20 protein-coding genes are annotated in these 22845 nt (G+C 47.6%); 2 read left to right on the top strand and 18 right to left on the bottom strand.

The window, feature by feature from the left end; genetic code table 11:
• Window positions 1-67: 67 nt before the first annotated feature.
• The 18 genes from ACFODX_RS17110 to rpsB all read right to left on the bottom strand — a co-directional run bounded on the left by ACFODX_RS17110 (window position 68) and on the right by rpsB (window position 20294).
• On the bottom strand, window positions 68-1015 hold the full coding sequence (locus tag ACFODX_RS17110; protein ID WP_378121395.1) for an acetyl-CoA carboxylase carboxyltransferase subunit alpha: 948 nt from the start codon (window positions 1013-1015) through the stop codon (window positions 68-70).
• A 265-nt stretch (window positions 1016-1280) separates the two neighbouring features.
• Window positions 1281-1736: a CBS domain-containing protein gene (locus ACFODX_RS17105; RefSeq protein ID WP_378121393.1), complete on the bottom strand. Its 456-nt coding sequence runs from the start codon at window positions 1734-1736 to the stop codon at window positions 1281-1283.
• A gap of 140 nt (window positions 1737-1876) precedes the next feature.
• Window positions 1877-5410 carry a DNA polymerase III subunit alpha gene (dnaE, locus tag ACFODX_RS17100; protein ID WP_378121391.1) on the bottom strand — a complete coding sequence of 1178 codons (3534 nt, stop codon included), beginning with the start codon at window positions 5408-5410 and terminating at the stop codon, window positions 1877-1879.
• Between the two features lie 29 nt (window positions 5411-5439).
• A complete protein-coding gene (gene rnhB / locus ACFODX_RS17095) occupies window positions 5440-6015 on the bottom strand; it encodes a ribonuclease HII (protein ID WP_378121523.1) in 576 nt (191 codons plus the stop codon).
• Between the two features lie 47 nt (window positions 6016-6062).
• On the bottom strand, window positions 6063-7223 hold the full coding sequence (lpxB, locus tag ACFODX_RS17090; protein WP_378121389.1) for a lipid-A-disaccharide synthase: 1161 nt from the start codon (window positions 7221-7223) through the stop codon (window positions 6063-6065).
• A 50-nt stretch (window positions 7224-7273) separates the two neighbouring features.
• Window positions 7274-8044, bottom strand: coding sequence for an acyl-ACP--UDP-N-acetylglucosamine O-acyltransferase (lpxA, locus tag ACFODX_RS17085; protein ID WP_378121387.1), 771 nt, complete (start codon window positions 8042-8044; stop codon window positions 7274-7276).
• Between the two features lie 30 nt (window positions 8045-8074).
• On the bottom strand, window positions 8075-8512 hold the full coding sequence (gene fabZ / locus ACFODX_RS17080; RefSeq protein WP_324259455.1) for a 3-hydroxyacyl-ACP dehydratase FabZ: 438 nt from the start codon (window positions 8510-8512) through the stop codon (window positions 8075-8077).
• A 38-nt stretch (window positions 8513-8550) separates the two neighbouring features.
• A complete protein-coding gene (gene lpxD, locus ACFODX_RS17075) occupies window positions 8551-9567 on the bottom strand; it encodes a UDP-3-O-(3-hydroxymyristoyl)glucosamine N-acyltransferase (protein WP_378121385.1) in 1017 nt (338 codons plus the stop codon).
• A 13-nt stretch (window positions 9568-9580) separates the two neighbouring features.
• On the bottom strand, window positions 9581-10093 hold the full coding sequence (locus tag ACFODX_RS17070; protein WP_324259453.1) for an OmpH family outer membrane protein: 513 nt from the start codon (window positions 10091-10093) through the stop codon (window positions 9581-9583).
• 38 nt (window positions 10094-10131) lie between these two features.
• On the bottom strand, window positions 10132-12765 hold the full coding sequence (gene bamA / locus ACFODX_RS17065) for an outer membrane protein assembly factor BamA (RefSeq protein ID WP_378121521.1): 2634 nt from the start codon (window positions 12763-12765) through the stop codon (window positions 10132-10134).
• 70 nt (window positions 12766-12835) lie between these two features.
• Window positions 12836-14188 carry an RIP metalloprotease RseP gene (rseP, locus tag ACFODX_RS17060; protein WP_378121382.1) on the bottom strand — a complete coding sequence of 451 codons (1353 nt, stop codon included), beginning with the start codon at window positions 14186-14188 and terminating at the stop codon, window positions 12836-12838.
• A 22-nt stretch (window positions 14189-14210) separates the two neighbouring features.
• Entirely contained in the window at window positions 14211-15410 is a 1200-nt protein-coding gene (ispC, locus tag ACFODX_RS17055; RefSeq protein ID WP_378121380.1) for a 1-deoxy-D-xylulose-5-phosphate reductoisomerase, read from the bottom strand.
• Between the two features lies 1 nt (window position 15411).
• A complete protein-coding gene (locus tag ACFODX_RS17050; RefSeq protein WP_378121378.1) occupies window positions 15412-16263 on the bottom strand; it encodes a phosphatidate cytidylyltransferase in 852 nt (283 codons plus the stop codon).
• On the bottom strand, window positions 16256-16990 hold the full coding sequence (gene uppS, locus ACFODX_RS17045; RefSeq protein WP_378121519.1) for a polyprenyl diphosphate synthase: 735 nt from the start codon (window positions 16988-16990) through the stop codon (window positions 16256-16258). Before uppS ends, ACFODX_RS17050 begins: the two co-directional genes overlap by 8 nt.
• A 139-nt stretch (window positions 16991-17129) precedes the next feature.
• Window positions 17130-17687, bottom strand: coding sequence for a ribosome recycling factor (gene frr, locus ACFODX_RS17040; RefSeq protein WP_378121376.1), 558 nt, complete (start codon window positions 17685-17687; stop codon window positions 17130-17132).
• On the bottom strand, window positions 17684-18418 hold the full coding sequence (gene pyrH, locus ACFODX_RS17035; protein ID WP_324259447.1) for a UMP kinase: 735 nt from the start codon (window positions 18416-18418) through the stop codon (window positions 17684-17686). Before pyrH ends, frr begins: the two co-directional genes overlap by 4 nt.
• Before the next feature lie 148 nt (window positions 18419-18566).
• The gene (gene tsf, locus ACFODX_RS17030; RefSeq protein WP_378121373.1) at window positions 18567-19436 is read right to left on the bottom strand and encodes a translation elongation factor Ts; all 870 of its coding nucleotides are present in this window, start codon (window positions 19434-19436) and stop codon (window positions 18567-18569) included.
• Between the two features lie 120 nt (window positions 19437-19556).
• Window positions 19557-20294, bottom strand: coding sequence for a 30S ribosomal protein S2 (gene rpsB / locus ACFODX_RS17025; RefSeq protein ID WP_378121371.1), 738 nt, complete (start codon window positions 20292-20294; stop codon window positions 19557-19559).
• A 335-nt stretch (window positions 20295-20629) separates the two neighbouring features.
• On the opposite strand from rpsB, the gene uxuA reads away from it, so the two are divergent.
• Window positions 20630-21826 carry a mannonate dehydratase gene (gene uxuA, locus ACFODX_RS17020; protein WP_378121369.1) on the top strand — a complete coding sequence of 399 codons (1197 nt, stop codon included), beginning with the start codon at window positions 20630-20632 and terminating at the stop codon, window positions 21824-21826.
• Window positions 21827-22033: 207 nt separating this feature from the next.
• Complete coding sequence (gene map / locus ACFODX_RS17015) at window positions 22034-22804, top strand: type I methionyl aminopeptidase (RefSeq protein ID WP_324259443.1); 771 nt, start codon at window positions 22034-22036, stop codon at window positions 22802-22804.
• Window positions 22805-22845: the final 41 nt, after the last annotated feature.

The following is a 22845-nucleotide window of genomic DNA, read 5'->3' as shown; positions in this document are numbered from 1 at the left end:
CGCCCATAAAAAAACCGCTGATTGGTATCAGCGGTTTTTTTATGGGTTTGGTTTGTGTGTTACAGGCTTAGTTGCCGTAGCTCATCAAACGCTGGTAGCGGCGCTCCAACAAAGCATCAATCGGCTCTTTGCTTAAACGATCCACTTGGGCAATTAAACGCTCTTGCAGTTTTTTCGCCATTTCATCAATGTTGCGGTGCGCACCGCCCAATGGCTCAGGAATAGTTTCATCCACAATACCCAAATCTTGCAGCACCTTAGAAGTGACGCCCATGGCCTGCGCCGCTTCCGGTGCCTTGGCAACGGTTTTCCAAATAATGTTGGCGCAGCCTTCGGGCGAAATCACAAAGTAGGTGGAGTACTGCAGCATATTCAGCTGATCGCCCACACCAATTGCCAGAGCACCACCCGATGAACCTTCACCGATCACCGTACAAATAATCGGGGTGCGCAAGCGCGACATAACCGCTAGGTTCTGCGCGATAGATTCAGAAATACCGCGCTCTTCAGAGTCGATCCCGGGGTAAGCACCGGGGGTGTCGATAAGGGTGAGTACTGGCAATTTAAAGCGCTCGGCCATTTCCATCAAACGCAGGGCTTTGCGATAACCTTCAGGGCGTGGCATACCAAAATTGCGCATGACTTTTTCATGCACACTGCGGCCTTTTTCTTCACCGATCACCATCACTGGCTTGCCATCCAATCGGGCAACACCGCCGATAATCGCCGCATCATCACCAAAATGGCGGTCGCCATGCAGCTCATCAAAGTCTTCAAATACACGGGAAATGTAGTCGGAGGTATAAGGGCGCAGGGGATGGCGGGCAACTTTTACGATATCCCACGCGGTCAACTTGGAGTAGATGGTTTCAGTGAGTTTGGTGCTCTTCTCGCGCAGCTTGGCGATCTCGTCGGCGATGTTCACATCGGAACTATTGCCAACCAGTTGTAATTCTTCAATTTTGCCTTCGAGTTCGGCGATGGGCTGTTCAAAATCCAGATAATTCAGATTCATAGCAAGCTCGTGTTCCGGGTAAGGAATTACCATTTTGACTTGGAGAGGGAGTGCAACTACCTGAGTTTGTTGGCTTTTTGACCATAACCTGAGCAGGCACAATTGGGTCGCTACCTTACGCGAAATGGGCGCTTTAGTCGATCTTTTCGAGTGAAAATGCCGCTGGAGCTGAGTGGGACAAAAGGTCGCACGCACACAACAGCGTGCGACATTTATCATATGGCGAAGCAGATGACCAAGGTAGGACTAAGTACCGGACATGACATTACTGAATATCGCGAGAGCTAATCACGAACTCGGGTGAATCACGCCGGGGAGAAAAATAACTGCCATTGTTATCCCGCAAAGCCTGAAGGATGCAGCGGCGATTAATTAAACCAACCAACTTGCCATGCTCCACAACCGGGTAATTTTTAGGTTTGTTTCCCAACATGGTTTCTGCAATCTCCAGAATGCTGGTATTTGGAGTTACACATAGCACGTCCCGACGCATGATGCGGGTCACACTATCAGACTCTTCCGCATAAAACGCGCTGTTGAGCATATCTTTAATACAGTCCTGTTCGGATACGAAGCCAATAACACAGCGCTCCTCATCTACCACCGGCGCCCCAGTCACATTCCATTTGAGCAGGTGCTCAACCACATCGCGCACACTGGCACTTGCGGAAATCGCTTGGGCATTTAACTGCATATAATCTTTCACCAGGATCGACAGCATGGTAGTTACCTCCAGACGCTGATTAACACAGACTTTTGTTATCTCTTTTTTAGTCTAGTTCGATCAGCACAAGCTGAAAGATATAAATAATTTAGGCAGGATTTTTGTTAGATCACAAAGAGCTAAAGACTTTTCAGTTATCAATACACCAGTTTCACTTTGTCGCTTCCATATGCATCGCGTAAACGCTGGAGCAATTCATCTTCCGGGCGGATATTCCACTCATTGCCAAAACGCAATTGCGCGCGGGCATCACTGCGCAGGTAATCCACCACAATTGCGCAGCGAGCGTCCTGCTGGGGTGATTGGCGGTAGGGGTCGAGTATCTCGCTCAAATCACGGCTGAAGCTTACCGGCAGCAAACCAGACTCCAACTCCAACCACAATTCGCGCACTTTTTCCTGACGCACATCGGAGAGCAAACGAATATTGTCGGCGCTCATTTTTAACATGCCACTGAAATCGTCATAGCGCACTTGCCCACTTACCACTAACAAACCATCTTTGAGCAGTAAATCGCGCGCCGCATGAAATACTTCTGCAAATAGAGTGACATCCATGCGACCAGTGCGATCATCCAGCGTCACTATCGCCATGCTATCGCCCCGTTTGGTTTTCACCACCCGCTGGGAAATCACCAAACCTGAAATTGTCTGGCTACCTTTTTCCGGTTTGAGATTGGAAATCCGCGAACTCACCAAGTGAGTTAATTCACTTTCATATTCATCAATGGGGTGACCAGTCAAATACAAACCGAGGGTTTCTTTTTCGGCGTTTAAACGCTCTTTCATCGTCCAGGTGCGTACCCGACGAAAATCCGCATAAACATCCTTATTGGAATCGTCACTGGTCATGACCGCACCGAATAAATCCATCATGCCGGCATTGGTATTGGCCATAGCTTGTTCAGCGGTTTTTACCGCTTCGCCCATGGCGGCAAACATCACTGCGCGGTCGTGATCAATATTGTGCTGCGGTGTGTTGGCGGTTGGGCCTAAATTGTCTGCCGCACCGGAGCGAATAATGGCTTCCAGCGCGCGTTTGTTCACTTTGCGCGGATCGACGCGCGCGCAAAAATCAAATAAATCCTTGAATGGACCGCCTTCGTTGCGCGCTGCAATAATGGATTCAACTGGCCCCTCGCCCAAACCTTTAATCGCACCCAAACCATAAATAATGCGACCGGCATCATCGACGGTGAAATGAAACTCGCCGGAGTTTACATCCGGCGGCAGGAGTTTCAATTTCATGGTGCGACATTCTTCGATAAAGGTAACCACCTTATCGGTTTTATCCATGTCCGACGACATAGTCGCCGCCATAAAATGGGCGGGGTAATGTGCTTTTAACCAAGCCGTTTGGTAGGACACAATCGCGTAAGCGGCCGAGTGGGATTTGTTAAAACCATAACCGGCAAATTTTTCCACTAGGTCAAAGATCTTGATCGCCAATTCAGGATCAACGCCCTGATTTTTTGCGCCCTCTTCAAACACCGCGCGCTGCTTGGCCATTTCCTCCGGTTTTTTCTTACCCATGGCGCGACGCAACATATCTGCACCACCCAGGGTATAACCGGCGAGCACCTGCGCAATTTGCATTACCTGTTCTTGGTAAACAATGACACCATAGGTTGGCTCCAGAACCGGTTTTAAACTTTGATGCTGGAATTTTGCATCCGGGTAGGCAACTTGCGCACGGCCGTGTTTACGGTTGATAAAGTCGTCCACCATGCCCGACTCCAAAGGGCCCGGGCGAAACAGTGCTACCAGTGCAATCAAGTCTTCGATGTTGTCGGGTTGCAAACGCTTGATCAGGTCTTTCATGCCGCGCGATTCCAATTGGAATACCGCAGTCGTTTCAGCGCGTTTTAATAATTTGAATGTTGCTGCGTCATCCAGCGGAATGGCGCTGATATCCAGCGGCGGCTCACCTTTTTTGGCGCGCTGCTTGTCGATCATAATGCGCGCCCAATCAATAATCGTCAGGGTGCGCAAACCGAGGAAGTCGAACTTGACCAAGCCCGCCTCTTCCACATCGCCTTTATCAAATTGCGTGACCAAACCACTGCCGGTTTCGTCGCAATACAGCGGAGAAAAATCGGTGAGCTTGGTAGGTGCAATCACCACACCACCGGCATGTTTACCCACGTTACGCGTGAGGCCTTCAAGCTGCACAGCCATTTCCCAAATTTCGCCAGCGTCAGCATCCTGCTCGATAAATTCTTTGAGTTGCGGCTCTTCTTCCAATGCTTGTGCGAGAGTCATGCCCGGTGTGGGCGGAATCATTTTGGAGAGTTTGTCGGCAAGACCGTAGGACTTTCCCTGCACCCGCGCCACATCGCGCACCACCGCTTTTGCAGCCATGGTTCCGAAGGTAATAATTTGGCTTACTGCATCGCGACCGTAGTTATCTGCCACGTAGGAGATCACCTTGTCGCGGTTATCCATACAGAAGTCGATGTCAAAGTCGGGCATGGAAACCCGCTCAGGGTTTAGAAAGCGCTCGAACAGCAAATCGTATTGCAGTGGATCAAGGTCGGTAATTTTTAACGAATAAGCCACCAAAGAACCAGCACCTGAACCGCGCCCCGGCCCCACGGGAATATCGTGGTCTTTGGCCCACTGGATAAAGTCCATCACAATCAGGAAGTAACCGGGAAACCCCATTTGGTTGATAATATCCAACTCAAAATTCAACCGGTCTTCATAGACCTTGCGTCGCTCAACATAGTCAGCCGCGCTTTTATCCAGAATGCGCTCCAGGCGCGCATCCAAACCTTCGTGAGAAATTTTGCGGAAGAACTCCGCTTCGGTCATGCCTGCAGGGACAGGATATTCGGGCAGAAAATATTTGCCCATTTGAATGTTAATGGTGCAGCGTTTGGCAATCTCGAGTGTGTTAGCAATGGCTTCGGGAATATCGCTAAACAGCTCTGTCATTTCTTCTGCAGAGCGCAGATATTGTTGGTCGCTGTAGCGACGTTCGCGCCGTGGATCGTCGAGTGTGCGCCCTTCACTGATACAAACCCGCGCCTCGTGAACTTCAAATTCACTGGCTTTTAAAAAACGCACATCGTTAGTTGCCACCACTGGGCATTGCATTTCTGCCGCTAGTGCAACCGCAGCATGTAGATGATTTTCATCGTTTTCCCGACCAGTGCGCTGTAATTCCAAATAAAAGCGATTGGGAAAATCCTGCATCCAACCTTGCAATAACTCTTTTGCCTGTGCAGCACGCCCCCCCAAAAGCGCCATGCCTACATCACCCAATTTGCCGCCGGATAACGCTATAACACCCGCATTAAACTCTGTAAGCCATTCACGCTGCAAATAAGCAATGCCCTGCTGCTGCCCCTGACGCCAAGCGCGCGAAATTAATTCAATGATATTTTTGTAACCCTGATCATTCATCGCAAGCAGAGTAATTAGCGTAGGCTTGCCTTCGGCTTCATTGCTGGTAATCCAGAAGTCACTGCCAGCAATAGGTTTAATGCCCGCGCCCTGTGCTGCCTTGTAGAATTTTATAAGACCATAAAAATTCGTCTGATCAGTGATAGCGCAGGCAGGCATATTCAACTCTGCAACACGCTTAACTAACGCTTTAATGCGCACCAAGCTATCGCTTAGCGAAAACTCAGTGTGTAACCGCAAATGAACAAAATTGGCTGCCGGCATAATAATTTTCTTAAGCAGAAAAACTGAATTCAGAACAAGGCTATTTGTTCTATTTTGACTCTGACAGGCGCGTAGGATTGTCGATGAATAGGGGTAATCCCCAAACGCTCAAGTGCTTCCATATGCACTTTGGTTGGATAACCTTTATGATCTGCAAATCCATAACCAGGGTAAACTTTATCCAACTGAATCATTTCGCGGTCGCGAGTGACTTTGGCAAGAATAGATGCGGCACTAATCGCGGCGACACGGCTATCACCTTTCACAACAGCTTCTGCTGTATATTTCCATTTTGGTAACTTATTGCCATCAACCAGCACGTGTTCGGGTTCTATGTGCAAGCCCTGTACTGCTCGAGTCATTGCCAACAAACTGGCTTGCAAAATATTCAGGCTATCTATTTCTGCAACAGAAGCGCGCGCAATACACCAGCTCATGGCTTTTGCTTGAATTTCATCGAATAAAAGTTCGCGCTTTTTTTCTGTTAGCTTTTTGGAGTCGTCCAAGCCGCTAATTATTTTGGCCGGGTCGAGAATAACCGCAGCAGCAACTACATCACCAGCCAAAGGCCCACGCCCTACTTCATCACAACCAGCACAAAGCACTCCTTGATAAACACTTACAAATGGTTCTATCACGATTTGACCTTTTATTAGTTGGTAGTTCTTGTAGGTGAATTGAGCAAACTGGCAATAGCATCGGCCGCTCGAGCACTGGCATCGCGCTTCAACTCAAGGTGCATTTGTGCAAAGGTTTCGCTAAGAGCAATTGCCTCGTCCGGATTTTCAAAATAATGCATCACCGCAGCCGATAAAGCTTGGGGCGTTGCGTTATCTTGTAAAATTTCAGGCACAAGTAGTTTCTGCGCAAGCAAATTAGGCAAGGATATCCAAGGCGATTTAACCAGCCAGGATAAAATTTTATAGGTTAATGGTGCCAGCTTATAAGCGACAACCATTGGCTTTTTGAGCAACAGAGCTTCCAGCGCAACAGTGCCAGAAGCCAATAAAACAACATCTGCTGCTGCCATTGCTTCATGGGAATGACCATTGATTAATTGGATTGGATAATCCACATAATCATTTAATTCAATATGTAGCTGCCGATATCGATCAGGACTGGCGGCAGGAATAATAAACAACAACCCAGGATCTTGCTCGAGACAATACACTGCAGACTGCATGAACAACTGCCCCATGCGCTCAACCTCACTCGCACGACTACCCGGCAAGAGCGCAATAATACGTCCTTCTGTAGGCAACCCCAGTATTTTTCGCGCTGCAACTTTATCGACAGCAAAAGGAATCTCATCGGCCAAATGATGTCCGACAAACTCAACCGGAACATTGTGTTCCTGATAAAATTTTGCTTCAAACGGCAGTAGTGTGAGCATCAAATCAACGGCGCGCGCAATTTTAAAAACACGCTTTTGCCGCCAAGCCCAGACAGATGGGCTGACGTAATGAACTGTTTTAATATTTCTTTCTTTGAGGGATGCCTCGAGTGGAATAGTAAAATCCGGCGAATCTATTCCAATAAAAACAGCAGGAGGATTTTTGATAAAATGCTCACGCAAAAATTTGCGAATCCGCAACAACTCAGGCAAACGTTTTAGAGGCTCAACCAAGCCCATTACTGCCAAACGATCTTGGGGAAAATAAGAATGAAAGCCCAGCGCCAACATCCGCGGGCCACCGATACCGGAAAATTCTGCGTTGGGAAAGCGCTTGCGCAGCTCCTGAATTAGGGCAGCACCGAGTATATCCCCGGAGGCTTCTCCGACAACAATACCAATATGTATGTGATCAGACACCAAGCCCTCCGGTTTTTTACTCAATGCAAAGAGAATCGCAAGCGAAAATTCTAACGAACAATACCGCGTGTAGATGTATTTAGTGAGTCTATTAAGACTTGTAACGCAGGCGATCCAGCAGCTAAGGGATTTAATTCGGCCAAAGCTTCATCCAACGTCAAACCCCGACGATAAATAATTTTGTAGGCTTTGGTTAGCAGAGTGATATCGTCTTTGGTAAATCCCCTACGACGCAGACCTTCAACATTGATGTTTTTAGCCTCCGCAGGGCTACCATTAACCATAACGTAGGCAGGTACGTCCTTTCCTATCGCGCTTCCCATTCCAGAAAAACTATGTGCACCAATTTTGCAAAACTGATGCACAAGAGTGAAACCACTTAAAATGGCCCAGTCACCAATATGGACATGCCCAGCGAGAGCTGCGTTATTCACTAAAATGCAGTTATTGCCAATTACACTATCGTGGCCGACATGAACGTAGGCCATGAGTAAATTATTATTGCCAATTGTAGTTTCACTACGATCCTGAACTGTTCCGCGGTGAATGGTTACACCCTCGCGAATCACATTGTGATCGCCAATTACCAAACGTGTTGGTTCGCCCTTGTATTTTAAATCAGGAGTATCTTCGCCTATGGATGAAAATTGATAAATACGATTGTGCTTTCCAATTTTTGTTGGTCCTTTAAGCACAACATGTGAGGCAATTGTTGTGCCCTCATCAATTTCTACATCAGGACCAATAATTGTCCAAGGGCCAACTTGAACATCGGGAGCAAGCTTGGCATCAGGATGAATAATTGCAGATGGATCTATCAAAATGCTTTCTCGTTGAATGTCTAGTTGTTGTTAAACCTTGCGGTCAGCACACAAAATTGTTGCTGAAGCGGCTAATACACCATCAACACTTGCCTTACACTCAAATTTCCAAATACCGCGCTTTTCAGAAATAACCCGTGATTCCAGTTGCAAACGATCACCCGGTACTACTTGTCGTTTAAAACGCACATCATCTACACCAGCAAATAAATAAATAGACCCATCCTGTGGCTTTTTATTCATAGTTTTAAAGCCGAGGATACCAGAAGCTTGAGCCATGGCTTCAAGAATCATTACTCCTGGAAACACCGGGTTTTGAGGGAAATGACCATTAAAGACTTCCTCGTTAACGGTAATATTTTTGTAGGCGACAATTGATTCACCTTCAATCAACTCAACAACACGATCCACGAGCAAAAATGGATAGCGATGTGGAAGATATTCACGAATCTCGTTAACGTCCATCATGGTTTAACCCCAAGAAGAAATAGAAATTATATGTACGCTTATTCGCGTTCAAGTTTTATTAAGCGCGTAGCTAATGAATCTAACTGACGAAAGCGGGCGGCATTTTTACGCCAATCTTTAGTTGGCGCCAGTGGTGTTCCCGATGAGTAAGAACCCGCTTCGGTGATCGAAGCAGAAACAAAACTTCTTGCAGTAACATGAACTTTATCGGCCAAGCTAATATGACCCACAATGGCAACAGCACCGGCGATGGTGCAGTTAGCGCCTATTGTCGTGCTCCCAGCAATAGCAGAATGCCCGGCAATAGCCGTGTTTTTACCGATACGAACGTTGTGGGCAATCTGAACATGATTGTCGATAATTACCCCATCGGCAATCCAAGTATCATCCAAGGCTCCACGATCTATACAGGTGCAAGCCCCAATCTCAACATTATCACCAATTACAACTCCACCGAGCTGATGGATTTTAAGCCAACCATCATCCTGTGGAGCAAAGCCAAAACCATCAGCCCCTATCACACAACCACTATGTAATATACACCCGCCACCAATGGTAATGCCGTGATAGATACTGACATTCGCTGCAACCCGGGTGTTAGGTCCAATAGAGCTATCATCACCAATATAGCTGCCAGAGCCGATTATAACCCCATCTGCCAAAACTACCCCTTTGCCAATCACAGCATTTGGACCTACCGAGGCTGTATTAGCAATAGAACAGCCGTCACCAACAACCGCAGAAGGATGAACCCCCGCTTCCGCTGTCGGGACAGATGAAAACAAAGCCGAGACTCGGGCATAGTCCACGTAAGGTTTTACAGAAACCAGTTTGTTACCCGCAAATTCATGTTGCAGATCAGGATGCAAAATAACCGCACCGGCATTGGTGGAGCCCAAGTACTTTTTGTACGCAGGATTAGCAAGAAAGCTGAGGCTATTAGCCTCAGCTTTCTGCAATGTAGCCAAAGCACTTATTTCATGCGTTGGATCACCAACTAGCTCAGCACCCAAGTACTCCGCCAATCCCAGCAGTGAATAAGTGCGTGTCACCATTTACTCGCTTTGATTATTTAGCTTTATTCAAAAGTTCGGTCACTTTTGGAGTCAAATCATTTTCTGGCTTGGCCATCATTACTGACTTGGCATCAACAATCATGCTGATATTCTCAGACTCAACCAATTGCTTAACCACGGTTTCCATTTTTGGACCCAACTCCTGCATGATTTGCTGCATCAATGCCTGCTGTTCGCCTTGAAGCTTTTTACCCTGGAATTGATAATCCTGCCCCAAGCTTTGTAATTTCTTTTCACTTTCGGCACGTTTTTCCGCACTCCAAGTCATACCGTCTTTCTGGTATTCAGTTTGCAGTGCTTTGATATCTGCAGCAAGGCCATCAAGTTTTGCTTTTGCAGCCGCAAAATCAGCACTCTTTTGTAATTTCTCAAATTTAGCTTTTGCAGCAGCTGTAGCCATCACAGCCCCTGTTGGATCCAATACAACTACCTTCCCCTGCGCAAAGGATGCTGCAGAAACCAAAGATAAAGCAATTACAGCAAACATTTTCTGTGTAACAGTCACAATCTATTCCTCTGGATAATTAGCCCAAACAATTATTATTAAAACGTTTGTCCCAACGAAAATTGGAACACTTCGGTACGATCGTACTCATTTTCCTTAAACGGCTCCGCGATACTGAAAGTCATAGGGCCGAATCCTGAAATCCACGTCAAACCAAATCCTACAGATGCATTAATTTTACTCAAATCGACATCATAACAATTCAACTGTGTTGCGCCGCAATGTGTGTCAAAGACATTCCCCGCATCGACAAAAAATGTAGTTTGTAGCGAGCGCTGATCTTTGATAAACGGAAGTGGGAAGAGTATTTCTGCCCCGCCCTGAATCAAAACATTACCACCGAAGGCGCCACGTGTCCTACCAACCAAATTATTGGTATTGGCGTTGGATAATAAAACTCCCTCATCACACGCGATGTTAGCATCGTAATTACCAGCATCCGGATCGCTGCAGAGAACATAAGCAGGATTACTCTGCTCGCTCGCTTGTGCAATACCATCACCGTTTACGTCATCCCAAACAGTATTGGCAACAATTGCTTCTCGAATATAAGTACTGCGAGGGCCCAACGTATTACGCTCGAAACCACGAACAGATCCAAAGCCACCTGCATAATAATGTTCAAAGAAAGGTAACTCGTCCAAATCACCATAGGCTGCGGCATAACCTATACGGGTATGAAGACGCAATGTTAGCGCGCGCGTCAGAGGTTGGAATATTTGACCATTGTAGTTAATTTTGTAGTACTGCAGGTCACCGCCAGGCAATGACACTTCTATACCCAATTGCTGCGATGCGCCACGGTTCGCAAGAATACCGCGATTGAGTGTTGACCTTAACCAATAAACGCTGGCTTGGGCATCATTGAAAGTATCGCCGTAGATATCCAGAAAACCGGGCGTACCCAACATGCTTTCATCGACAGATTTAATTTCAAAGCTACCTAATGGATAGTCGAGTCCCAGTCGTTTGCGCAGAGTTAATTCATAATTTTCATCCTGGCTTATATAGCCATAATTGGGATTCCAGAAAGGTGTCCGAATAATTTCCTGGGATGAATATGAAGTGTAATCAACGTTTAAACTACGTAGACCTATATCAAAGCCTATACGCTCAATATCGGAGATGGGGTAGCCAAAGTTAATTTTTCCGCCGTAAACGTTAGTACTGTAAGGTGTAATATTGTATGAGCCGTAGTCACTCTTGGTGTAATACAAACTCAAACCACGACTGACACCATCGGGAGTAAAATAAGGATCGTTATAATTAAAGTTATAGGCGGTTTGATAACGGTTGTGACTAAAACTAAATCCAACTTGTTTTCCCGTACCGAACCAGTTGTTTTGCTGAATGCTCGCAGAGAACAGCAAGCCGGAATACTGGGCATAACCTACTTGTAGCCCCATACTACCTGATGGCTGCTCTTCAACAGTGTACTCAACATCGATTTGATCTGAGGTTCCAGGAACTTCTTTATTTTCTACTTTAACTTCTTTGAAGAAACCTAAACGCTCCAAACGAACTTTTGAGTGCTCGATTTGTGCAGAGTTGGCAGAGCCACCTTCCATTTGGCGCATTTCGCGGCGCAGTACTTCATCCACTGTTTTAGTGTTACCGCGGAAATTAATGCGATTCACATAAGCGCGTTTGCCCGGATCAATGAAGAAGGTAATTTTTACCGTTTTATCCGCCTCATTACGCTCAGGCATGCCTTCGACTTTAGCAAAAGTATAACCTTCATTACCCAAACGTTTGGTCACGTACTCTTCAGATGTAGTCATCAAAATCTGGGAAAAGATTTGATCCTTTTTCACAAGAATCATGCTGCGAATAATATTTTCATCAATCGCAGGATCACCAGCCAACTCTATGCCATTAACGCGGTATATATCGCCTTCGGTAATATTTACAGTTATAAATATCTTGGACTTATCAGTGCTAAGCGATATTTGGGAAGAATCAATTTTAAAATTCAGATAACCGCGATCCAAATACCAGGATTCCAAGCGTTCCAGATCGCCTTTTAATTTCTCACGATTGTATTTGTCGTTGCCGGAAATCCATGACCACATACCAGTAGTTTTCAACTCAAACAAATCAACCAAGTCTTCTTCTGTGTAGCTATGGTTACCAACAATGTTGATTTGCTTGATACGAGAAGGGCTACCTTCGTCGATCTTCACCAGAACTTTTACCTGGTTGCGAGGCATATCTTCAATTTCAATATTTACACTAGCACCATAACGCCCCTGATTGACGTACTCGCGCTGCAACGCCTGAGTAATACCTTCAAGAGTGGCGCGCTGGAAAATTTGCCCTTCAGATAAATTGTTGTCTCTGAGGCTGTCCATCAAGTTTTCAGTTTTGATGGCTTTGTTACCTTTTAATTCGATTTTGTTGATGGCCGGGCGCTCCTTGATCACTAGCACCAATACATCTCCATCACGCTTGATTTCAACGTCGGAAAAATAACCTACTTTAAATAATTCACGAGTTGCGCTCTGAATATCAGCTTGTGTAAGCACATCACCAACCCGAATTGGCAAAGCACTAAAAACAGAACCTGCAGACACACGTTGCAGTCCCTCCACACGAATATCACTTACACGGAAGGTCTGTGCATAAGCCGTACAGCACAGGATCAGCCCCAGAAAACAGCCAATAACTCGCATCGAAACTCGCATCATAGAATCTTTTCTAATCGTAAATGAATGTTGGCTACGGCTCGGCACAGCTGCCGATTTAAAGCCGCATTATGTCGTTATACAGCGCTAGCACGCTTAAACTGATGACCAAGAAGAGTCCAACCTGATACCCCAGCATCTGCACTTTGTCGGACACCGGTTTTCCCTTAATTACTTCAATAAAGTAATAAAATAAGTGACCACCATCCAGCACAGGGATAGGTAAAAGGTTAAATACCGCGAGGAACACACTCAGCAGAGCGACAAAACCAATAAAGCTCCTCAGGCCACTCTCGGCAGAAGAGCCCGCCACCTTAGCAATGGTTATCGGTCCACTCAAGTTTTTCGTGGAAATTTCCCCAAGAATCAATTTTTTGACTGATAAAAGTACAAAGCCGGATGTTTCCCAGGTTTTATTAACGCCGGCCACAAAAGCGCCAAACACGGTATATTCATAGGTGCGAATCATAGATTCGGGAATTGACCCAGCCTGCGCACCTAACCCCACCCATCCAACAGTGTGCTGCCCGTCCTTGATAGCTTGCGGTCTCAGTTCGATACGCAATTCGGTAGCCTCGCGTTCAATCAGTACAACCATGTCTCGTTCGGGATGGGTGCGTACATAATCCACCCAAAACTGCCAGTCGCTAATGGCTATATCATTCACTGCAATTAATCGATCCCCTACCGCAAACCCTGCAGCCTCCGCCACACCACCGGCAACAACCTCGCCGATAACTGCAGGTATCTCTGGCAGTCGAAGCTTGATCCCCAAACCAGCCACAGGATCGGGGTCAGTAGAGTCGCGCAGCCAATTATCCAACCGGCCTTCAGACTCATAAGTAAAATGCGAATCTGGATAGGCCACACTGAAGGCTATGGTTCCTGTTTCGCCCAGTCGATTTAACAGCGCCTTATTAAGTGCCTGCCAGGTAGGCGTTGGAATAGCATCCACAGAGAGGATTTCTTGACCAGCCTCAAGACCGGCTTGCGCAGCGATTGAACCCGGCTCCACACTGGCTATTTGTGGAATCAAATCGCGCTGTCCTTGCAGCAGCAGCACCCAGAACAACAGGATCGCCAAAAGGAAATTAGCAATAGGGCCGGCAGCCACAATCGCAATACGCTGCCATACGGTTTTATTGTTGAACGCCATGCTTTGCTCATCGCTATTCACCGGCGCTTCGCGTTCATCCAGCATTTTGACATAGCCACCCAAAGGCAGGGCTGCAAGCGCATACTCAGTACCCTGTTTGTCACGCCAAGACCAGAGCACCTTGCCAAAACCAATAGAAAAGCGAAGTACTTTGACTCCACAACGACGTGCCACATAGAAATGACCAAACTCGTGGATAGACACTAATATCAGTAGCGCAACCACAAAAGAAAGGACTGTCTGGATCAACGACATGAGAACTGCCCTCGGATAAACATCACCAGCTGTTAATCAACTGACTCGCCATGGCGCGCGCCTCAGTATCGGCGCTTTGAACCTCTTCCAGACTGGTTGGTTCAACAGCGACCAAGCGACTTAGTACTTCTTCATTCAACTGCGCAATTTGGTCGAAGCGAATCTGGCGAGAGAGGAAAGCGGCAACAGCCACTTCATTGGCGGCATTGAGTAACGCCGGTGTCGTGCCCGATACATCGGCTGCATTTTGAGCCAAACGCAAGCAGGGAAAGCGCAAAAGATCCGGTTCACTGAAATCGAGACGAGCCGTCGCAATGATATCCAGACTAGCTACACCAGACTCCATTCGCTCGGGCCAAGCCAAGGCGTGTGCAATAGGCGTGCGCATATCCGGGTTTCCCAACTGGGCCAGTACAGAGCCATCTATGTATTCCACCATAGAATGAATGACACTTTGGGGATGGATCACAACCTGAATCTGGTGTGGCCGCGCGTTAAACAACCAACAGGCTTCGATCAATTCAAGCCCTTTATTCATCATAGTGGCAGAATCAACAGAGATTTTCTGACCCATACTCCAATTTGGGTGAGCGCAAGCCTGTTCGGGAGTTACTTTTGCCAGATCACATGAAGGTGTATTCCGAAATGGCCCTCCTGACGCAGTCAACAGGATTTTTCTTACACCACTGGACATTAAACCTCTGGCTAGATAGTCACTGCGATGATTGGGCAAGCACTGAAATATTGCGTTGTGCTCACTATCAATAGGCAAAAGCACTGCACCACTTTTTTGAACTGCCTGTGTAAACAAGCCGCCGGCCATTACCAAAGCTTCTTTATTGGCGAGTAATACTTTTTTTCCAGCATTGACTGCAGCAAGTGTTGGTAATAAGCCTGCGCCCCCCACTATGGCCGCCATAACTGTATCCACTTGTTCATGGGCAGCTACAGCTTCCAAAGCAGAAGCACCTTGCAGCACCTCCGTTTCGCAGCCCTGACGCTGCAACTCAGCAGTCAAGTTGGCTGCCGCTTTTGCATCGTTTAATACAGCGTAACGAGGCTGATGCTGCAAACACTGGGTGGCAAGTAATTGCCAGCGGCGATCAGCCGTCAAAGCAAATACCTTGTAACGATCTGGATGGCGGGCAACAACATCCAATGTGCTTACCCCAATAGAACCTGTGGCACCAAGAACCGTAATTTGTTGAAGCTGGAGAGACATATCACAGCCCTGCCGGGGAGAATGCGCCAGTTCCAAGAAGCGCCAACGCGAACACAGGGGCAGCGGCTGTTACCCCATCTACCCGATCCAATATTCCACCATGCCCTGGCAAAATAACCCCGCTATCTTTGATACCGGCATGACGCTTTAACATGCTCTCTAATAAATCACCCAACACAGAAATAAGACTCGTAGGCACTACAAGCACCAGTATCAATAGAAGATCCACATCCAGAGACACACTTAGCACAGTGGCAAGTAAACAATTGGCGATCAAACCACCCGCAAAACCTTCCCAGGTTTTTCCCGGGCTAACCGCCGGAGCCAGTTTATGCTTACCAAAACGCTTACCCGCAAAGTAACCACCGCTATCAGCCATGGCAACAATCAACATAAGCAACAGCACTAACCAAGCCCCGGCCTCCTGCTGACGCACATAGACCAAGGCAACCCAGGTAGGAATAAGAACCAGCAAACCCATCAGTAGTCGCAACACTTTATGTCCCCACAAGAGCGCACTGGATGGATAACCTTGTACCAATAACAATGCTAAAGCCCACCAAACACAGCCGCCAACCAGCAACTCTTGAATGGATGCCCGGTTTAAATCAGGGCTCGCCTCACCTTCAAATCCCAAATATGCGGACACACAGAACAGCGCAATAAAATTGAACAATACATATAGGGCGCGCTGCCAGCGTGCCGAAAAACCGGCAAGGCTTGACCACTCCCAAGCACCAACAAGCACAACAGCACCGATAAAAAACGAGAAATAACCCGCAGGCAATCCAAACAAGGCAGACACAAAAATGACCGCCAAAATCAGTGCTGTAATTACACGCTGCTTAAGCATTAAGTGCACCTGCATGTATTTGATCGCCCGTCATCCCAAAGCGACGCTGGCGCTCATAGAAATTAGCAATGGCTTTTTTCAACTCTTCACCATCAAAATCAGGCCAGAGCTTGTCACTAAAATAAAACTCAGCGTAAGCAGACTGCCACAAAAGAAAATTACTGATGCGCACTTCTCCGCCTGTACGAATGAGAAGATCCAACGGCGGCAAATCAGCTAGACAAGTGTGGGCGTGCAAGGTCGTTTCATTAATGCAATCAAGGTCAAGACTGCCATCACTCACTTGCTGTGCAAGCTTTTTTGCTGCTTCAGCTATATCCCATCGACCGCCATAATCTGCAGCGATAACCAGTGAAGTTTTACCACCGGCAGTAAGCTCCTCAGCCGCCACAATGGCTTTTTGAATCGCGGGACTAAAACGCGCGCGATTACCAATAACACGTAGCGCAACGCCTTTTTTTTTCAAGGCTTTGGCTTCATTTTTAAGGTAGAGATGAAAAAGTGACATTAATGCCTCCACCTCTACTGGAGGACGACGCCAGTTTTCACTACTGAAAGCAAAAACAGTAAGCACCTCTACTCCTTGATCCTGGCAAGCAGCCATTACATCGCGAATACGCTCAACACCAACCTTGTGACCAGAAACACCTGCCATACCGCGCTGTTTGGCCCAACGATTGTTGCCATCCATAATGATCGCCACGTGGCGAAGACGATTTTCAGTCACGCGTAGTCTCCCAGCGACAAGCCAATACCGGATTATCACCGATCGCCTGTTATTTGTTTTTGTAATGAAAGTTATGAGTCTCGGTACAGGAAGCTGGATCGCCTCCACAGTCGAGAGGCGCCCAGTAAGAGGATGCGAACTAAACTGCCATCAAATCAACTTCTTTAGCAGCCAGCGCCTTGTCTACTTCAGCGATATATTTATCGGTAATTTTTTGGATGTCATCCTGTGCGCGACGCTCATCATCCTCACCAATTGCCTTATCTTTCAGCAAGGCTTTGATATCACCTAACACATCGCGGCGCACATTACGCACTGCAACACGGCCATTTTCTGCTTCAGCGCGCGCTTGTTTGATAAAGTTTTTACGGGTTTCTTCTGTCAACATGGGGAGGGGAATACGAATCAAACCGTTGTTGGTGGATGGATTCAACCCCAAGTCGGATTTCATAATGGCTTTTTCGATTGCAGGCACCAAGTTACGCTCCCAAGGGCTAACCGACAGCGTGCGCGCATCTTCAATGTTGATATTGGCCACTTGACTGAGGGGCGTAGGGCTACCGTAGTAATCGACCATAATGCCATCCAGCAGGCTTGGGTGAGCACGGCCAGTGCGGATTTTATTGAAGTTGTTGCCCAGTGCTTCAATCGCTTTTTTCATGCGCGCTTCGGCGTCTTTTTTAATATCGTTGATCATGATTTATCCTCTTCAATCAAAGTACCTTCGTTGCTTCCAACTACAATATTCAACAGAGCGCCCGCTTTATTCATGCGGAATACACGCACTGGCATATCGTGTTCGCGACACAAACAAATTGCCGTCAGATCCATTACCCCCAATTTTTTATCAAGTACTTCATCGTAAGAAAGACGGTCATACTTGGTTGCTGTGGGGTCTTTTTTCGGATCCGCAGAGTACACGCCATCCACTTTGGTAGCTTTGAGCACTATATCTGCATCCACTTCAATCCCGCGCAAGCAAGCGGCGGAATCAGTGGTAAAAAATGGGTTACCCGTGCCGGCAGAAAAAATCACAACTTCGCCCGAATTGAGGAAACGCACCGCCCGACGACGATCATAATGCTCTACCACTCCACTCATAGGAATGGCAGACATCACACGCGAAGAAATATTGGAGCGCTCAAGCGCATCGCGCATTGCAAGGGCATTCATAACCGTGGCCAACATACCCATATGGTCGCCTGTTACACGATCCAGTCCAGCCGCACTCAGTGCCGCTCCACGAAACAAATTGCCACCACCAATCACTAGCCCTACTTGAACACCGATGCCCACCAACTGACCAATTTCCAGGGCCATTTTGTCGAGCACTTTGGGGTCTATACCGAATCCTTCTGTACCCATCAACTCTTCACCGCTGAGTTTCAACAGAATACGCTTGTACTTTTTATCTCTGGGGCCGGACATAAATGCTCTCCAAAACAATGAGTTAGCCGCAAATGCCCACACCTGTCGAGGGGCCGAAAAATCGGTGCAGTGTAACAGAAAAAAAGAGGCCGGGTGTTGCCACCCGGCCTCTTTTTCGTGCCAACTCTCACCCTACACAGGCGATAAATTAGGCCTTACTAGCAGCAACCTGCGCAGCCACTTCAGCCGCGAAGTCCACAACCGCAACCTCGATACCTTCGCCCACTTCCAGACGCACAAAGCTCTTAACAGTGGCGCCAGCCGCCTTAGCGAATTGGGCAACAGTTTGCTCAGGGTTTTTAACAAAAGCCTGATCAACCAAACTAGCCTCTTTCAAGAACTTACTGATACGACCAACAATCATTTTCTCAACGATTTCTGCTGGCTTACCAGCCATATCTGGCTGCGCACGGATAATTTCTTTTTCTTTCTCAACAACGTCTGCAGGCATTTGGTCAGAGCTGACCACTTGCGGGTTAACTGCCGCTACGTGCATAGCAACGTCTTTAGCGGTCTCTTCGTTACCACCTTCCAACTGAACCAATACCGCGATGCGGTTGTTCAAGTGCAGGTAACCACCTACAACACCACCTTCAACCAAGCTAATGCGACGAACGCTGATCTTCTCACCAATCTTCTGCACCAGCGCTTCACGAGCAGATTCCAACTCACCAGCCATAACCGCTGCAACGTCGGTTTGTTTGGTAGCAAATGCCTTGTCCAATACAGAGTTTACAAACGCCAGAAAGCCTGCATCGCGCGCCACGAAGTCAGTTTCAGAGTTAACTTCGATCACTACGCCGTAGCTATTGTCCGGCGCAACCTTGACGGCAACAACGCCATCAGCAGCAGTGCGACCTTCTTTTTTGGCAGCTTTCAAGCCAGAAACCTTACGCAGGTTTTCGATAGCCAGTTCAATATCGCCATTGGCTTCACCCAAGGCTTTTTTACATTCCATCATGCCCAAACCGGTACGGTCGCGCAGTTCTTTTACCAAAGCAGGAGTTACAGCTGACATGGTTGTATCCTCTATAAATGTTCAAATTCAAATTTGAAAAAAGGGGGCCTAGCCCCCTCTTTCGACAACTCTGCGCTCGCAAGCAAGCTAACAAAGCTTTATGGTCGTTTGATTACGCGATTACTCTGCAGCGCCTTCAGCAGCTACATATTCATCTTTGTTTGGCACAGAAGAAGATGACTTGGAACCTTCCAAACAAGCATCAGCGATAGCAGTTACGTACAACTTGATCGCACGGATAGCGTCGTCGTTACCAGGAATTACGTAGTCAACACCTTCAGGATTGCTATTGGTATCAACGATACCAATTACAGGAATACCCAACTTATTAGCTTCCTGAATTGCAATGCGCTCGTGATCAACATCAATTACAAACATTGCATCAGGCAAACCAGCGATATTCTTGATACCACCGATTGAACGCTCAAGCTTTTCCATGTCGCGGCTGCGCATCAGCGCTTCTTTCTTGGTCAACTTGGCAAAAGTACCGTCTTCACTCTGGGTGGTCAGCTCTTGCAAGCGACGGATAGATGCACGAATGGTTTTGTAGTTGGTGAGCATGCCACCCAACCAGCGATGACTAACAAATGGCTGGCCAGCACGGATTGCTTCTTCTTTGATGGTCTTTTGCGCGGCGCGCTTGGTACCAACAAACAGAATCTTTTTCTTTTGAGAGGCCATTTGTTGAACCAAAGCCAAAGCTTCGTTGAACGCAGGCACAGTGTGCTCAAGGTTTATAATATGGATTTTGTTACGCGCACCGAAGATGTACTTACCCATCTTTGGGTTCCAGTAACGGGTTTGGTGACCGAAGTGGACACCTGCGGACAACATATCACGCATGCTTACTTGTGGCATTTTAGTATTCCTACTGGGTTAGGCCTCTACATACCCCGCTAACCAACCATCATGATCGCAAATAAGAGCGAGCATTGGGCACCCAGGCTTTGCGTGTCGGTATATATGTGACGTTTGAAAATTAAGTGCTTTAAAACAGTGTTTTCTTTCCGTGGGTGTTACACCCAGCAAAAAGAGGCGCGCTTTATAGCACAAAGAACTGCCAGAATAAACCAATAATTACACTTTACCGCCTTTCAGCCCGGCGCTTTCATGACCCAACCCCCTAGCCAAAACAATATCCACTTGTATACTAGTAACCCAATTACTCATCCGTTTTTTACAGCGAGATCATCATGAAAGAAACCTGGCGCTGGTTTGGCCCTAAAGATACCGTCAGCCTGGAAAGCATCGCACAAGCTGGCGCAACTGGCATTGTCACATCGTTGCATCACATTCCAACGGGCGCAGCCTGGCCCCTGGAGGAGGTACTAGCGCGAAAAAAAATGATTGAAGCTCAGGGACTTGAATGGTCGGTTATCGAGAGTATTCCACTCCACAACGACATCAAAACCCGCACTGGCAACTTCCAGCTTTATATAGATAACTATAAAGAATCAATCCGCAACGTGGGCGCTGCCGGCGTTTACGATGTTTGTTACAACTTTATGCCCGTGGTGGACTGGACACGCACCAACCTGAATTACACCCTGCCCAATAACGCCCGCGCCCTACGCTTTGAAATGAGCGACTTTGCCGCTTATGACGTTTATATATTGAAACGCCCGGGGGCAGAGCAAGATTACCAGCCCGATGTACTCATCAAGGCCAAGGCGCGCTTGGACGCCATGAGCACCGAAGAGAAGATCCTGCTTGAAAAAAATATCATTGCCGGATTACCCGGTGGTGAAGGTTCCTATGATCGCGAAGGCATTCGCGCCGCCATAGCGCAGTTCATTCAAATGGGCGATGAAGGCATGCGCGCCAACCTATTTACTTTCTTGCGCGAAATTATCCCAGTCGCCGAAGAAGCCGGGGTGCGTATGTGCATCCACCCCGATGACCCGCCCTTTTCCCTTTTTGGCTTGCCGCGTGTTGTTTCCACCGCGGATGACGCACGCGCACTGCTGAATGCCGTGCCTAGCCCCTCCAACGGTTTGACCCTCTGCGCCGGATCCTACGGCGCTCGTTGCGATAATGATTTGGTTGCCATGGCGCGCGAATTTGGTGAGCGCATCTATTTTGTGCATCTGCGCAACATCAAACGCGAGGCTGACGGCTCCTTTTTTGAATCCGACCACCTGGATGGCGACAACGATATGGTCGGCCTTATAGATGCCCTGCTGGAGGAAGAAAATCGCCGCAAACACAACGGGAGCAAACTGCCCCCTATTGCTATGCGCCCTGATCATGGCCATTTAATGGGCGATGAGATTGGCAAACCCGGCATCAACCCCGGCTATTCCTACGCAGGCAGAATGAAGGGCCTTGCCGAATTGCGCGGGGTAATCCATGCCCTTACCAGCCTGCGTGCACGCTCTGCACAGCACTAGAGCCATCACCTAGCTGAAGCGGATAGAGCGAATCTATCCGCCCCCTTTCACTCCGTGCAAATAAGCATCTGCAACCACCTTACCCCCGTTGATATAAAAATCAGACTTCGACTATTGCCCCCATAAAGGATTGATTTTGGTCAAACCGGCATGGAATCGTTTAGAATATGGCATCTTTTTATCCACCTCGCGAGATTGCCTGAATTCATGTCCGTTACTATCAAAACCCCCGATGAAATCGCCAAAATGCGCATTGCCGGCCGTATGGCAGCTGAAGTATTGGAGATGATTGGCCAATATGTGCAGCCCGGTGTCACTACTGCCGAACTCGATAAAATTTGCCATGACCATATAGTGAATGTGCAAAAAGCGATTCCCGCCTGCCTTGGCTACCGCGGCTTCCCCAAATCCATTTGTACTTCCGTTAATCAGGTGATTTGTCACGGCATTCCCTCCGAGAAAAAAGTGTTAAAGGCCGGTGATATAGTCAACATAGACGTCACTGTGATCTATGAGGGCTACCATGGCGATACCAGTGCCATGTACTTTGTGGGAACCCCCGCCCCGCATGCAGAGCGCTTGGTACAGGTCACCCAGGAATGCATGTACAAAGCCATCAAGCTGGTGAAACCCGGTTGTCGCTTGGGCGACATAGGCCATGTCATCCAGCAACATGCAGAAGCTAATTATTACTCGGTGGTACGCGAATATTGTGGGCATGGGATTGGCAAAGTATTCCACGAAGATCCGCAAATTCTGCACTACGGCCGCCCTAATACCGGCATGGAATTAAAAGAAGGTATGTGTTTCACCATTGAACCCATGATTAATGCCGGCAAACCCCAAACCAAATTAAAAAGCGATGGCTGGACAGTGGAAACCAAAGACGGGCGACTCTCTGCTCAATGGGAACACACCATGGTTGTTACTGCCGATGGCGTGGAAGTGTTAACTGCTCGCACCGGCGAAGTGTTTTAATTTATGAGTATCTCCGACTTTATCGCGCGCGTTTTTAATAA

Origin of the sequence: Cellvibrio fontiphilus, from assembly GCF_042646205.1 — a bacterium.
Lineage (GTDB): Bacteria > Pseudomonadota > Gammaproteobacteria > Pseudomonadales > Cellvibrionaceae > Cellvibrio > Cellvibrio fontiphilus_A.
Note: the sequence above shows the minus strand (reverse complement) of the source record. Positions and strands in the feature narration are given on the sequence as shown.

Coding starts and splice junctions, on each gene's coding strand:
- uxuA (WP_378121369.1), top strand. CDS start 20,630: ATGAAAGAAACCTGGCGCTGGTTTGGCCCTAAAGATACCGTCAGCCTG.
- ACFODX_RS17105 (WP_378121393.1), bottom strand. CDS start 1,736: ATGCTGTCGATCCTGGTGAAAGATTATATGCAGTTAAATGCCCAAGCG.
- ACFODX_RS17050 (WP_378121378.1), bottom strand. CDS start 16,263: ATGCTTAAGCAGCGTGTAATTACAGCACTGATTTTGGCGGTCATTTTT.
- lpxD (WP_378121385.1), bottom strand. CDS start 9,567: ATGGTGACACGCACTTATTCACTGCTGGGATTGGCGGAGTACTTGGGT.
- tsf (WP_378121373.1), bottom strand. CDS start 19,436: ATGTCAGCTGTAACTCCTGCTTTGGTAAAAGAACTGCGCGACCGTACC.
- rpsB (WP_378121371.1), bottom strand. CDS start 20,294: ATGCCACAAGTAAGCATGCGTGATATGTTGTCCGCAGGTGTCCACTTC.
- map (WP_324259443.1), top strand. CDS start 22,034: ATGTCCGTTACTATCAAAACCCCCGATGAAATCGCCAAAATGCGCATT.
- rseP (WP_378121382.1), bottom strand. CDS start 14,188: ATGTCGTTGATCCAGACAGTCCTTTCTTTTGTGGTTGCGCTACTGATA.
- ACFODX_RS17110 (WP_378121395.1), bottom strand. CDS start 1,015: ATGAATCTGAATTATCTGGATTTTGAACAGCCCATCGCCGAACTCGAA.
- dnaE (WP_378121391.1), bottom strand. CDS start 5,410: ATGCCGGCAGCCAATTTTGTTCATTTGCGGTTACACACTGAGTTTTCG.
- frr (WP_378121376.1), bottom strand. CDS start 17,687: ATGATCAACGATATTAAAAAAGACGCCGAAGCGCGCATGAAAAAAGCG.
- pyrH (WP_324259447.1), bottom strand. CDS start 18,418: ATGTCCGGCCCCAGAGATAAAAAGTACAAGCGTATTCTGTTGAAACTC.
- bamA (WP_378121521.1), bottom strand. CDS start 12,765: ATGCGAGTTATTGGCTGTTTTCTGGGGCTGATCCTGTGCTGTACGGCT.
- fabZ (WP_324259455.1), bottom strand. CDS start 8,512: ATGATGGACGTTAACGAGATTCGTGAATATCTTCCACATCGCTATCCA.
- ispC (WP_378121380.1), bottom strand. CDS start 15,410: ATGTCTCTCCAGCTTCAACAAATTACGGTTCTTGGTGCCACAGGTTCT.